The following is a 12,532-nucleotide window of genomic DNA, read 5'->3' as shown; positions in this document are numbered from 1 at the left end:
CCTTAGAGCCCTAATACGGAGAACATATCGTAGAGTCCTTTTTCTCTTCCGACCAAAAATTCCGCAGCTTTTACGGAACCTACAGCGAATGTTTTCCTGTCCTGAGCCTTATGCGTGATTTCCACTCTTTCTTCCGGAGTGAAAAAATAAACAGTATGATCTCCGATCACTTCCCCTGCACGAAGAGTATGGATTGCGATCTCTTTCGGATCTCTCTCAGGCAGGATCCCGTGACGACCATGTATAATATTTGACTCCGATCTTCCTAAAGTTTCTAGAAGGATCGATTTCAATTTTTCTGCGGTTCCGGAAGGAGCATCTTTTTTATGACGATGATGAATATCTTGGATCTCAATATCCGCAAGATCACCCATTACTTTTGCAGCGATCTCAGTAAGTTTAAATAGAAGATTTACTCCGATGGACATATTCGGAGAATACACGATCGGAATATTTTTAGAAGTTTCTTTTAATAATCCCTTATGAGAATCCGTAAGTCCTGTTGTTCCTACAACGATCGGTTTGTTTAATTCTTTGCATACGGACAATACATCGGATAAAACTTCTCTAATGGAGAAGTCGATCACAGTATCCGCTTCGGAAACCGATTTTGATAGATCGTCCGTGAATAATATTTCGTTCTGCTTGAGTCCGGAATGTAAACCGGAATCCAAACCTAAATATACTGAACCTTTACTGACTACTGCCGCAGATAATTCGGAAATTTTAGATTGGGAAAGTACCTGAATGATAGCCTTCCCCATCCTTCCGGAGGCACCGATGACTGCGACACGATTCTTACGGGACAAATTAAATTCCTTATTTATATCCTTTTGAGATCAGATCGGAAACCGTTTTTTTCAAACGATCCGCTCCGGGACCAGCGCTGAGTGCTGTCATCGGTAGACGAATTTCCGCAGAACAATGACCATTCCAACTCATAGCGGCTTTGATCGGGATCGGATTGGTTTCGATAAAAGCGAGTGCGAATAATTCTATAAAATCGTAATGGATCTTTTGAGCCGTGGCGATCTCTCCTTTTTGAAAAGATTCCACAAGCTTCACAAGGCTTTCCGGAAATAAATTCGAGATTACCGAAACCACACCTTTTCCACCTAACGAGAGAAGAGGAAGAGTTAAGTTATCGTCCCCAGAAAGTACAGTCATCTTATCCCCTACAAGAGAGATCAATTTTGACATTTGTCCGAGATCTCCGGTAGCTTCTTTCATGGATCTGATCTTAGGATGTTCGGAGAGACGAAGAGTAGTCTCAGGCAATAAATTTACGGATGTCCTTCCCGGAATATTATATAACATCACAGGTACGGAAGAATGATCCGCGACTTCTTTAAAATGAAGATATAAACCTTCTTGGGTAGGCTTATTATAGTAAGGATTTACTTGAAGTATTCCGTCCACTCCATCCTTACAAGCAGCCTCGGTCAGTTCTACCGCCTCTCTTGTGGAGTTGGAACCTGTCCCTGCAACGACCAAAACCCGCTTTTTTACATGTTTCACTGTTTCGCGGATCAGTTCCGCGTGCTCTTCATGAGAAAGTGTAGGAGACTCGCCCGTGGTACCGCAAGGCACCACGCCGCTTACCCTAGCTTGGATTTGTTTATCCAGAATGGCAAAATAGGAATCATAGTCTATTTTGCCGTTCCGGAATGGGGTAATAATGGCAGTAAATACGCCTTGAAACATAATATATAAATTCCTGATCCCTGGGCGATTTGGCAACCCCTATTTGGTAGAAGGTTTCGCACAGAAAACATGAAGAGGCCTGAAGCAGTTTCACACAGAGGGCATTGAGATCACAGAGGAATTTAATTTGACGATTCCAAACTCTGTGCGCTCCGTGAACTCTGCACGAAACTTAGAGATTACATCCTTCTGATCTTATTTTTTAGACTTCAAGATGGATGCGAGTTTTTCGAAAGATTCTCCCCAGCCTATTTTCATGACGGATTTCAATCCGTTAAAAGTCTGCCTTTCTGCATCAGCGGCTTCTCCGTAAATTTCCCATCTGACTGTGACCTTTGTTTTTTTCGGACCTTCTTCGGTAAAAGTTACCGTGGTCAGAAGTGTATCCGGATAAGTAGGGGCCATAGGTAACTTAATCAGTTTTCCGTCCTTATCGCAAAAGTTTTGTGCATAAACTAAGAGATCATTCGGACTGATCTTTTTATAATGTAATTTCCCGTATTTCGTCTGACCGTCAGAAGTAGTCATTGTCCATTGAGAAGAACCTTCTTCTCGGACCCCGACACTTAGGAAATACATTTTAGCTCCCTTGGGTCCTAACCATTTAGAAAAACGATCCGAATTGGTCCACATCTCAAAAAGAGTTTTTGGATCCGCCTCGAATGAATGACTGATGATAAAAACATCTTTCTCATCCACTTCTGCCGAAGCGGATACTTCCATCTGTTTTGAAGTTGCACAACCGATCATCAGAAGAAAAAAACCGAGAACTATAGATTGAAAAAATAATCTTTGTAGAAACATATCTATCTCGTTATTTAAGAGTCTCTAAATATTTACCAAACTTAGAGATGTGCTGCTTACCGCCCTCGATCGCTCCGTATTTCTCATTGATCCTTTCCAATTCTTCTTTACTTAAGAATATTTGCTCCATGGTAACATTCGTTCCTTCGCCGGATGTTTCGAATATGATCTTGGATTGAAAATCCACATCCTTGGAACCTTCTCCATCTCCAAGATGCCTATAATAGATATGAAACGGTTTTTGAATATCTACGAATTGGATCTCATTTTTATAATCATGACCATCCGGACCGTGCATAATAAAATCCCAGATCCCTCCGTTTGAAAAATCCAAACTATTGGTAGTTAGGGTAAATCCTTCAGGTCCCCACCATTGAGAGAGATGTTCGTGAGAAGACCAGGCCTCGAATGCAAGATCTATAGAAACGTCAAAGTATCTCTTATAGATCACCTTATTATCTTGGATGATGGTCTCTGAACTATTTTTTACCATGGGCTCTCTCCTTCTTAACTTTTAATAAATATTTTTCCAATTTATCCAAACGTTTATTCCATAGGTTCGTAATATCTAAGATCCAAGAACTAATCTCATCGATCCCCGAATTATCCAGGCTATAAATACGTTTCTGAGCATCCTTCTTTACGTGAAGTACATTCGCTTCTTTCAATATCTTCAAATGTTGTGAAATTGCAGGTGGGCTTAGATCGAAATTTTGACTGATCTCGGTAGAGGTAAGCTCTCCGTTTATGACCACTAATTTCACGATCTCTCTTCTTGTATCATCCGCCAAGGCAGCAAATGCATTCATAGGCTAATTATGAATGATTCACTTAATTAAGTAAACTATTAATTAAGTATTTACTTAATAAAAAATCGAAAATTGTTCCCCAAAAATAAAGAACACTCACGCGAAGTCGCTAAGCAAAAGAAGGTTTTCCTCCATAATGGAAGAATCTTCTAAGCTTTGCGCCTCAGCGTGAAAATAAGAAATGTATAGAAAACTGAAAGATTTTAGGAAAGAAGGAATAAAGCCTAAAACTACTAAATAAAAACCTTCTTCCCTCCGCGCCTTAGCGGCTCTGCGTGGAAAAACCTCAGCGTCTCGAAACCAAAACTCCGCGTCTTAATAATGGATACGGACCTGGTCCATTCTCCAGCTTAAATAGATTAGGATCCCCATCTCCAAAAAACCGGACCAAACAAATGTAGAAGCAATTCCGATGCGATCCGAAAAAAATCCGGACAAGATACCCGAGAATGCAGGTACTAAAAGAAAAACAAGACTATAGAGAGATAAGATCCGCCCTCGAATATGATTTTCAGTATTCTGCTGGATACCTGCTGGGATTAAAGTGATGATCACGCCAGTCATAAAACCGAATACAAAAAAGCAGATCGTAGTAAGTACTAAACTTTCCGCAAGGAAGGGAATGAGAGAAAATAAAAGGCAACTAATAATTGCAGCTCCGAAGAGAATATGGCCCTTCTTCTTTAAACCATGTAGGAAGAAAGTAACTCCTCCTCCGATCACAAGTCCGATCCCTAAAGAAGATAATAATGCACCTCTTAAGCCTTCGCTTAAACCCAAAGTCTCTTTTACATATTTAGGAAGAAGGACCTGGACAGGACCAACGAGTAACACTACAGCTCCCATTAGTAATAAGAATTGAGAAACAAGTTTGGATTTTTTTAGATAATCCAATAACCCCGAAATTCCGGGAGCGGTCGAAGAAGTATTCTGCCCTCTTTCTCTCATCTGTATCGGGATCAAGGTCAAAAAAATCACACTCAGTACATAAGCGGAGCCGATCCCTAAGAAAACGAATTTGAATGCAAAATATTCCTTAAAATATCCTGCGACCAAGGGAGCAAGACCATATCCGAATAATACGAGTGTATTTAGCCAAACACTATGCTTTCCTATTTTAGAATGTTCTAATAGATCCCCTAAGATCGCAAATCTTCCCGGCATTACAAAAGAAAGACCGATCCCTGAAAGAACGGAAGAGATCAAGAGTAGATACGGTTTTCCAGGAGAGATCCAGCCCAGATGCAGCGCGATAGCTGCAAAACCGGATCCGCAGGCCATAGAAATCTGTGCCGCAGCTAAAAGCCATTTTCTGGAATATCTATCTAATAATCTTCCTGCGGTGAAGCTTAAAAAAAGTAATGGAAAACAAACAAAAAAGAAAACGTAAGCCGAGAATGTATCCGAATTCGAAATACTTTGCGCAAGAATGATCGCGGTATAATTGAACATATTCCCGGCGAGTAAACCAAGGATCGAGGAGAGATAATAAAAAAGGATCACGTAGGAAGAATGGAAAATTCTCCCGGACCTGCAAGCCGAATTCGAGTTTTAATGATTGCAGATTGTTTCAAAACCAAACGAAATGATCGATAAGATGAATCCGTTAGACCCGATCTCTCGTGGAAAACTCATTTTAGGAATCGATTGTGCCGCTTTCATCGGTGGAATTACAGTAATTGTATTACACAAACCAATTGCAGAATTTTATAATCTGCCCCAACGTCTTTTACTTTTTATGGGAATTGTAAATCTACTTTACGGCTCCTATTCAGGCTCCTTATTTTTCGGAATGCTCTTTGGAAAATCGGTGAAAAAACTTTGGATCAATATATTAATTTTTGGAAATTTAGGTTGGTCTTTCGTTTGTTTGGGAATGATAGTCAGCCACTGGAATTTGATCAATATTTATGGGATTAGTCATATCGGATCCGAAGGCGTATATGTAATTGCTCTTGGAATTTTAGAATTTCGTTTTGTTCGCCCTTTGGGGGTTTAGAACTACATTCTATTTAATAAATTTTGAGCAATATTTTATTGCCGAATTGTTGCAATTACAATGAAGTTTGCCCGAATTTTGCTGCTCCTATTCACCTTATCCCTATTAAACTGTGATCAAGGTGGGAAAGATATTCCTAGTTCATTAGTATTTCCTTTATTACAAAGTACGGAGGAAGAAGCCGGTCCCTACGGAACGAATCTTGCCCAGGTTACTTTTGATGGTTGGCCATTCGATGACCAACCAGTCATTTCTTGCGATATAAATAATTCCAGTGGAGACGGAATTGTAATAGATCTACCGGATACTTTTCCTCCGGACTATGTGATTAAAATAGAAACTGTACCTTCCGTATCTCCATTTACATTTCCGACCGGAGGAGATTTAGATCTTTATTTCGGAATCTCTCATAAGCCGGACAATTCAACCAACTGCATCCTTACCAGAACCAGTAATACCTCAAGAAGATACAGCGCTTCCATTTCAAGCTCTTGTACTCCAATGAATCATACTCTGACCCGTTTAGAAATAGACTGTATTCCGGATTAGAGATCCGCGAAGGATCGATGCGGGGTCAAAAAATCTTGTAAGAGATTTTTTGACCGAAGCGGAGAGCCTGACCCGAGCTGGCAAAAGTAGAAGTCCTCTAAAAGTGACATTCGAGGGTGCGGCAAACTATATTATAAAAATTTAATTTTAAGCCAAACAATACAACTGAACATCGTTCGGTTGGCTTTTTCTCCAATTGTAACATTACGAATGTTCAATATGCAAAAACCCTCTCAGATTTTGAATATTGACTTATGAGAGTTCATTTCCAAAGTATGCCTCGAAGAGAATAAAAAGATCTCCTTCAATAGAGAGTGGAGTAAATCTAAAAATGAAAAATAGAATCCTTTGGAAAATCCTAGGCGGGTTATTCCTGATCATTACAACTTCTTCGATCTCTGCGCAAAGCCAAGCACAGATGTTTGCAAGACCGGGAGTGATCGGTGATTCCTTAAGCCATGGTTTCTACGGAGCAACAGTAGAAGAGAAAACACAGAACTGGGCGTATCCAGTACTAGTCTCCAAACAAGCTGGCTCAAACGTCACCTATAACGTGTTAAAGGGTCCTTACCTAAACCTGGAAGATGTTTTAAAGGGTGATTGCGGAGTTTTCTGCATCGCTTCTTCCATTATCGGTGGGAACGGGAACACTGTAGGACTTCCTACGCATGCAGGTATTACAGGCGCAGATTACACTACAGTCCTTCAAACTTCCGGTCAATGTGAGAACATCAATGCGACCACTTGGGCAAAGGAATGGTACTGGGCGACTTGGTATTGGTATACTTACCGTTGGGTGCAGGTTCCTGATTGCCAATCTCCGGATAAATTCCATCAATTCGGCCTACGTAGTTCCGGAACACAATTACAAGTAATGCAGGCAGTAAAACCTACATTCTTGTTTGGAAGTGTCGCGGCAAATCATGTTCTTTGTACTGCATTAAGCACTACTACGGATTGTTTAGATCAAAACAGATTCATAACTGATATCAGATCCACCATGTCCAAATTGGCGGCGATCGGTTCAATCAAAGGTGGTGTTTTGTTCACTGTTCCGAACGTAACTGCGATCGCGTTTTTGGAAAATTACAACGATCCTCAAGGAAGAGCGAATTATTCCGGATTAAAAGCTTTCTTCCGTTCTTCTGTTTCCGATCCTTCTCAAGTATTGGACAAGAACGAAGTTGCGACTATTACAAATTTCTTAACTTCCTTGAACAACGAAGTAAAGGCTCAGGCCGTAGCAATGGGTTTTGCTTTGGCAGATCTTAAGGTGTTGTTTGACGATTTAAAAGAAAACGGAAGATTGATCAAAAGTCCTTCCGGGTATAGCCCTGGTTACGCAAAAGCAAACTGGCCTTTACCTGGACAACCTGGTATTTTCGGTTTGGACGGTGTGCATCCGAATATGTATGGTCACTCTGTATTTGCGAACGAGCTAATCAAAGCGATCAATACTAAATACGGATACTCTATCCCTCAGGTAAGTGAGTATACCGCTTGGTATTATGATTCCTTAAATCGTAATCCGATCGATCTGAAAAAATTCCTGACAGATACTATATTCGGTCAGTTCATTTCTTGGGTCATTGGGATCTTCGTTTAATCCCTACCAGAACTTATCCCACTTCGGAAAATCCGAAGTGGGATCTTCATAAGTCATTTTTATAATATATTCTTTCTATAATATCATTCATGCGTTCTATTTTTAAATTCTGGCCTTGGATATTTGCCGGGGCCATCCTAATTTCCTGCTTGGTTTTCATTTTATGGCCGGGCAAAAATCCAGAATCTCCTAGCATTTCGGAAGAAGCCTCCGAAGTAGCAGGGAGAAAATACGGTTTGGAAACCATAGAGTTTCCGGATGCGCCTCACCCTTTCGAAGAAGATCCCGATCTAGAAGGGCATGCCAAAAAACTTTGGCCTTCCGCTTTTCAAAGAAAAAAGTCTCCGGAAGAAAAAGAGAAGATTAGAGAAGAATGGGTAGAATTTGCTTTGAAATACCCGCGTAATATTTATATTCCAAGGGAATTTCGAGCCCCAACAACTTCTCAGGATGAGAAAAAATTATTAGAACAACTCGATAAATTCACTTCGGCGGATACCAAATTTGCTTTGGCGAAAAATTCTGGAAAGTATTCCCAGCCGGGCACAGTTCCAAATCGCCCGAACGAACCCAGTGTAAATCCGGAAGAACAGAAGGCGTATTTTTCCTACAAAATTTCTGAATTAGAATCTAGGATACAATTGGTTCAATATGCGATCCAGCAAGGAAGAATGGATGCTTCTCAAATTCCTCAGGCAAATTCCGATATCTCGTCCTGGCAAAAAGAATTACAACAACTTCGTCAAGTATCCGAATCAGTACCTTGACCTTTTTGAGGAACCGTATCATGTATAAATTTTTTATAAAATATTCCCTGCTCTTCCTTTGCATTTTTCTCTGGGATTGTTTCGGACCGCCTCGTCCGGAACTATTACCGGAAGTCGAAGAAGAGAACCCTCCAAGTTTAGACGAATTAGGATCGGATCTGAAAAGCCAAAATCCTAGATTGAGATCTCAAGCGATTTTAGAACTTGCCAGAAGGAACGAGAGAAAATTTATACCGGTCGCGAGAAATTGGATGAGATCCAAAACAGAGACCGAGACAAAGGCGCCTGCAATCCTTGCCTTAGGGATTTGGAAAGATAGCCCCTCTCTTCCTGAAATTTTAGATCTATTGCAACCGAATTCTAATATAGATCCCTCTACAGTATTGGAAGCAATCGCAAGAATGGAAGATCCGAGCGCGGGGAATCGAGTTGTATCTCTTTTAAACCGGGATGATGCAACCTTACGTTTACTTGCAGTGGATACCTTGGTGCGTATAGGAGCAAAACAATCCGGAAATTTGATACTTTCGGCGGCAAAATTAAATCAAGATCCGGACAAGGCTAAAACATATGCAATGGCATTAGGAAAATTGAATATTAAGGGATCCGAGGATTACCTTATAGAATTGGCAAAAAATTCCGAACCCGGCCCCACTTTGGCTGCTTCATATTTAGCTCTCGGAAAGATCGGAAGTAAAAAAGCGGTTCCGTTTTTAGTGCAAAGATTGCAGGCAGATTTCGAAAAAGGAAGAGAAAATTCCGCGATCGCACTTTCTGAGATCAAAGATCCTAAAAGCCTACCCTTAGTGCTTCCAATCTTAGAACATCAAAATAGGGAGATCAGATATAGAGCTGCTGATATTTTGATCGCCGTTTCTAATCCTCCCTTTCTTCCTAAAATTTTCGAAGTTTTAGAAAAAGGTTCTCCTCTCTCTAAAGGACCGACCTCTCATGTATTAGGAAGTTTAAAATTCAAAGCAGCTCGAGAGAAGATAGAGATCATCTTAACGGATCGAAATATTCCGGACAGAGAAATTATTGCCCAATCCTTAGGGTATTTAGGCGATACAAAGAGTATCCCAGTGCTTGCTAAGGTCCTTGAGGAAAACGATGGAGAAGCGAGATACGGAGCGGTTTGGTCCTTGGGTGCCATCGGTTCGGAGGAAGCTTTACCTTTCGTGGAAAATGCGTGTAGATCAAGAGATCAAAAAATGGCAAGGATCGCATCGGAAAGTCTAGGTATGATAGGTTCTCCCAAATCATTATCTCTTTTGGATGAAAAAACAAAAGACTTTCCTGAACTAGCTTCCGTAACCTTGCCTGCAATTTCTTCCATACCGGGAGATTCATCCAGAGTAATCTTAGAGAAATATGCGAGAGATCGAAATATAAATTTGCATCAGGTTGCTGTCTCTCAGTTAGGAGCAAGAAAAGATCCGGCAGGCATTCCGGTTCTTATAGAACTTTTGCAGGAAGAAGATACAGGTAGAAACCGAAAACTTATTATATCTTCATTAAAATCTATAACCGGATTAAAATATTCCTCAAAAAATGAATGGATCAATTGGAATACTTTACGGAATTCTAAAAAACATCCGTAAGTCTAACAAGCCAAGGATGATTCGGATCGATCTTTTTTGCCTCTTCCGCAAAACGTTTTGCCTCTCCCGATCGATTTAGGTTTCTATAAATGTCCGCAAGATTGATCAAATTCGGCAGAAGTTGTCCGTCTAGATCATAAGCGATCTTTCCGAAATATTCCGCTTTTTCAAAATCCTTATTCAATCTATGAGTATAAGAGGCGTAATATTGGGATTCTAATCGCCTCGGGTTCAGGCTTGCGGCTCTCTCAAAAGTCCTGGAAGCGGAAGAATAATCTTTAAGTTTCAATCTGGACTTTCCTAATAATAATAGGACTTCTTCTTGATTCGCGGAAGGGGCATTAAACCCAGATAAACTTGATATCACAGATTCATAATGTTTATTCTTGTATAGATCTCTGGCCTTACTTAGAATTTCCGGAGTCGAAATGCTTATCGTTTCCGGTATTACTAAGTATTCTAATCTTACCAGAGTAAAATCGTCGGTTAATTCTCCGAATTTCAGGGTTTCATCATAGATTTTTTCTAGATCAGCGTCTGTAATTTCCACTGTTCTCAAAAATTTAGTCTCATCCTCGTTTAAGATCCTTCCCCTTTCATCGTTTCCGATCAGAAGATCGTCTTTACCGTCGGATCCAAGAATAAGAATATCTCCCTTTTTTAATTGGAAAAATTTTACCTGAAAACTTTCCTCATTCCCTGGAATTCCTATCTTTCGAAGAGATAGATCATTATCTAAAAACTCTGCTTTTCCATCCCGATATAGGACAGGCCAAGGATGTTCAGCATTGATATAATATAATCCGCCCGTTCTTTCGTTCAATAAACCGATCACGGTAGATATGTACATAGAACCGTCAAATGATTCGAATATACTTTGTAATTCTAAGAATGATTCTTTTAACCAAATTTCAGGACGTTTAGAATATTCTCCGCCTCGGTTCGTTCTACTCAGAATTGATTGGAATACTGTTCCCATCACCAAGGCTCCCCCGGCGCCCTGGATGGATTTTCCCATAGCGTCTCCATTCACAAAAACAGTATATTGTTCTCCTAAAATGGAAACGTTTGCAGAGATACTTATATCTCCACCTATCTCATAATGTTTTTCTTTAAAACGGATCTGCTTTTTCTGTTTGGAAAAAAAATCTATTTTGAGCGATTTACTCTGACTTCTATTCGTAAATAGAGGCTGGATCAAAAGTGAGGTTAGAAAATAATCTCCATCCTGTTGTACTTTTAAACGGTTTACGTTTTCCAGGGATTCGTTTAACTCTCTGGTCCTTTCCACCACTTTGTTTTCCAGGTCTTCGTTTAATTCCTCTACTTGTTCGTTCAATCGTACGAATTTGTTTGCTAGTATTGTAGCGATACTAATCACGAAAACGAAGAATGTATATCCCACCGTTCTAGGAAAAACGATAATATTCCGATTAGATAAAGTGTCTAAAACTGTGGAAAGAACTACTACGAGTACCCCTAAAAGGATCAAGGTAGCATCCCTGTCTTTCTGAGAGATTTTTTTGATCAAATAGTAAAAGATCAATATCAGATAGGCCGCCCAACCAAGCTGGACTGCGGAATTATTCAATTTATTATATAAAATGACATCATTAGAAATTATATAGAATAGGACAAAAAGAGCGTATATACCATCCAAAAGGTTTATAAATTTACCTCTCGGAAATTTAAAATAAGATCGAATAAAATTTGCAAAAACAGGAATAAGAGCGGTAAGTATAATATATTCTGTTTTCTTCATATATATGAAGGGGATTCCGAGCTCGTATTTGATCTGATTTCTTAGAAATTGATAGAGCACAAGAAACAGTGAGAATATACCGAAATATAGGTTTTCAGTGTCTGTCCTTCTTCTTAAGAATAAAAATAGAAAATATCCTCCTACTGTGAAATAGATCATCAAGAGAGCAATTTTGGTATATTCTGCCCCATAATAATCCCTACGTAAGATTTCCGTATTCCCAATCTCGGTTCTATCCTGTTCTATTCCTACTTCAGGATGGAAAAATCTTTTCACTTCGATAATAAGTATATTTTCAGAACCTCTACGGATCAAAGACGTAGGAATAGGATAAATTCGTATCTTATCGTAAGCTTCAGGAAAAGATGAATCCATATCTCCCGTTTCTCCGATCAATACTCCGTTCAAGTATGTTCTATCTTTATCACTTAAAGTCCCAAGGCGTACAGATATGCCGGCAGCTTTCCAACTTTTGGGAGCGATAAATTTTTTGATCAAATAGACTTTTTCGACAGATTCGGAACTAACCCGATAGACTCCAGGAGCATTATAATTTCCTGTTTTTGTTAAATTAACTTCCCCTTCTAGATAATTCTCCGAATATATCTTTGGATCTATTTTTTCCTCAGTAATTTCCCAAGAATGATCCACTCCGGAATCTAAACTTGATATTGTGTCAAAAGATTCAATTTTTTGAATATTCTCGGCCAAAACCGGAAAAGATAAGAAAAATAAAAGGGTTAAATAAAGATTGGTCCGCAGGAGGATTACAAAACGACCGAACATCAAAAATGCCTTAAAAAGTTTTTATTTTAGCTTATACCTTTCTATGTATAAGGGAACGCTTAGATACTCGGTTGTTTTTCGAATGGTTTTTGTTAGCTTTTTACCTTCTTAATGTATAGAATTCACACAAGCAAAATTCCCAGAA

General features: G+C 39.6%; 12 protein-coding genes. 5 read left to right on the top strand and 7 right to left on the bottom strand.

Annotation, left to right across the window (positions count from 1 at the left end):
• Positions 1-2: 2 nt before the first annotated feature.
• The 6 genes from dapB to EHQ64_RS16325 all read right to left on the bottom strand — a co-directional run bounded on the left by dapB (position 3) and on the right by EHQ64_RS16325 (position 4,820).
• Positions 3-809, bottom strand: coding sequence for a 4-hydroxy-tetrahydrodipicolinate reductase (dapB, locus tag EHQ64_RS16350; protein ID WP_135650877.1), 807 nt, complete (start codon positions 807-809; stop codon positions 3-5).
• A gap of 10 nt (positions 810-819) precedes the next feature.
• Positions 820-1,704: a 4-hydroxy-tetrahydrodipicolinate synthase gene (gene dapA / locus EHQ64_RS16345; protein WP_135650876.1), complete on the bottom strand. Its 885-nt coding sequence runs from the start codon at positions 1,702-1,704 to the stop codon at positions 820-822.
• Between the two features lie 195 nt (positions 1,705-1,899).
• Positions 1,900-2,508 (bottom strand): SRPBCC family protein, encoded by a 609-nt coding sequence (locus EHQ64_RS16340; protein ID WP_135650875.1) that lies wholly within the window; start codon positions 2,506-2,508, stop codon positions 1,900-1,902.
• Between the two features lie 10 nt (positions 2,509-2,518).
• Positions 2,519-3,001, bottom strand: a complete 483-nt coding sequence (locus EHQ64_RS16335; protein WP_135650874.1) for an SRPBCC family protein — start codon at positions 2,999-3,001, stop codon at positions 2,519-2,521.
• A complete protein-coding gene (locus EHQ64_RS16330) occupies positions 2,988-3,317 on the bottom strand; it encodes an ArsR/SmtB family transcription factor (RefSeq protein WP_135650873.1) in 330 nt (109 codons plus the stop codon). The genes EHQ64_RS16335 and EHQ64_RS16330 overlap by 14 nt, the downstream gene beginning before the upstream one ends.
• A gap of 315 nt (positions 3,318-3,632) precedes the next feature.
• The gene (locus tag EHQ64_RS16325; RefSeq protein WP_135650872.1) at positions 3,633-4,820 is read right to left on the bottom strand and encodes an MFS transporter; all 1,188 of its coding nucleotides are present in this window, start codon (positions 4,818-4,820) and stop codon (positions 3,633-3,635) included.
• A 94-nt stretch (positions 4,821-4,914) separates the two neighbouring features.
• Between EHQ64_RS16325 and EHQ64_RS16320 the strand changes: the two genes are divergently transcribed.
• The 5 genes from EHQ64_RS16320 to EHQ64_RS16300 all read left to right on the top strand — a co-directional run bounded on the left by EHQ64_RS16320 (position 4,915) and on the right by EHQ64_RS16300 (position 9,839).
• Entirely contained in the window at positions 4,915-5,316 is a 402-nt protein-coding gene (locus EHQ64_RS16320) for a hypothetical protein (RefSeq protein WP_135650871.1), read from the top strand.
• Positions 5,317-5,376: 60 nt separating this feature from the next.
• Positions 5,377-5,865 (top strand): hypothetical protein, encoded by a 489-nt coding sequence (locus EHQ64_RS16315; protein WP_135650870.1) that lies wholly within the window; start codon positions 5,377-5,379, stop codon positions 5,863-5,865.
• Between the two features lie 331 nt (positions 5,866-6,196).
• Positions 6,197-7,471: a hypothetical protein gene (locus tag EHQ64_RS16310; protein ID WP_135650869.1), complete on the top strand. Its 1,275-nt coding sequence runs from the start codon at positions 6,197-6,199 to the stop codon at positions 7,469-7,471.
• 89 nt (positions 7,472-7,560) lie between these two features.
• Positions 7,561-8,238 carry a hypothetical protein gene (locus EHQ64_RS16305; RefSeq protein ID WP_135650868.1) on the top strand — a complete coding sequence of 226 codons (678 nt, stop codon included), beginning with the start codon at positions 7,561-7,563 and terminating at the stop codon, positions 8,236-8,238.
• A gap of 20 nt (positions 8,239-8,258) precedes the next feature.
• Positions 8,259-9,839 (top strand): HEAT repeat domain-containing protein, encoded by a 1,581-nt coding sequence (locus EHQ64_RS16300; RefSeq protein WP_135650867.1) that lies wholly within the window; start codon positions 8,259-8,261, stop codon positions 9,837-9,839.
• Here EHQ64_RS16300 and EHQ64_RS16295 read toward each other — a convergent pair.
• Positions 9,823-12,387, bottom strand: a complete 2,565-nt coding sequence (locus EHQ64_RS16295) for a SpoIIE family protein phosphatase (RefSeq protein WP_135650866.1) — start codon at positions 12,385-12,387, stop codon at positions 9,823-9,825. The genes EHQ64_RS16300 and EHQ64_RS16295 overlap by 17 nt on opposite strands.
• Positions 12,388-12,532 lie beyond the last annotated feature (145 nt).

Origin of the sequence: Leptospira sarikeiensis (genome assembly GCF_004769615.1) — a bacterium.
Lineage (GTDB): Bacteria > Spirochaetota > Leptospiria > Leptospirales > Leptospiraceae > Leptospira_B > Leptospira_B sarikeiensis.
The sequence above is the reverse complement of the archived record's forward strand: the minus strand, read 5'-3'. Positions and strand labels throughout refer to the sequence as shown.

Coding starts and splice junctions, on each gene's coding strand:
- dapA (WP_135650876.1), bottom strand. CDS start 1,704: ATGTTTCAAGGCGTATTTACTGCCATTATTACCCCATTCCGGAACGGC.
- EHQ64_RS16340 (WP_135650875.1), bottom strand. CDS start 2,508: ATGTTTCTACAAAGATTATTTTTTCAATCTATAGTTCTCGGTTTTTTT.
- EHQ64_RS16335 (WP_135650874.1), bottom strand. CDS start 3,001: ATGGTAAAAAATAGTTCAGAGACCATCATCCAAGATAATAAGGTGATC.
- EHQ64_RS16330 (WP_135650873.1), bottom strand. CDS start 3,317: ATGAATGCATTTGCTGCCTTGGCGGATGATACAAGAAGAGAGATCGTG.
- EHQ64_RS16320 (WP_135650871.1), top strand. CDS start 4,915: ATGAATCCGTTAGACCCGATCTCTCGTGGAAAACTCATTTTAGGAATC.
- EHQ64_RS16315 (WP_135650870.1), top strand. CDS start 5,377: ATGAAGTTTGCCCGAATTTTGCTGCTCCTATTCACCTTATCCCTATTA.
- EHQ64_RS16310 (WP_135650869.1), top strand. CDS start 6,197: ATGAAAAATAGAATCCTTTGGAAAATCCTAGGCGGGTTATTCCTGATC.
- EHQ64_RS16305 (WP_135650868.1), top strand. CDS start 7,561: ATGCGTTCTATTTTTAAATTCTGGCCTTGGATATTTGCCGGGGCCATC.
- EHQ64_RS16300 (WP_135650867.1), top strand. CDS start 8,259: ATGTATAAATTTTTTATAAAATATTCCCTGCTCTTCCTTTGCATTTTT.
- EHQ64_RS16295 (WP_135650866.1), bottom strand. CDS start 12,387: ATGTTCGGTCGTTTTGTAATCCTCCTGCGGACCAATCTTTATTTAACC.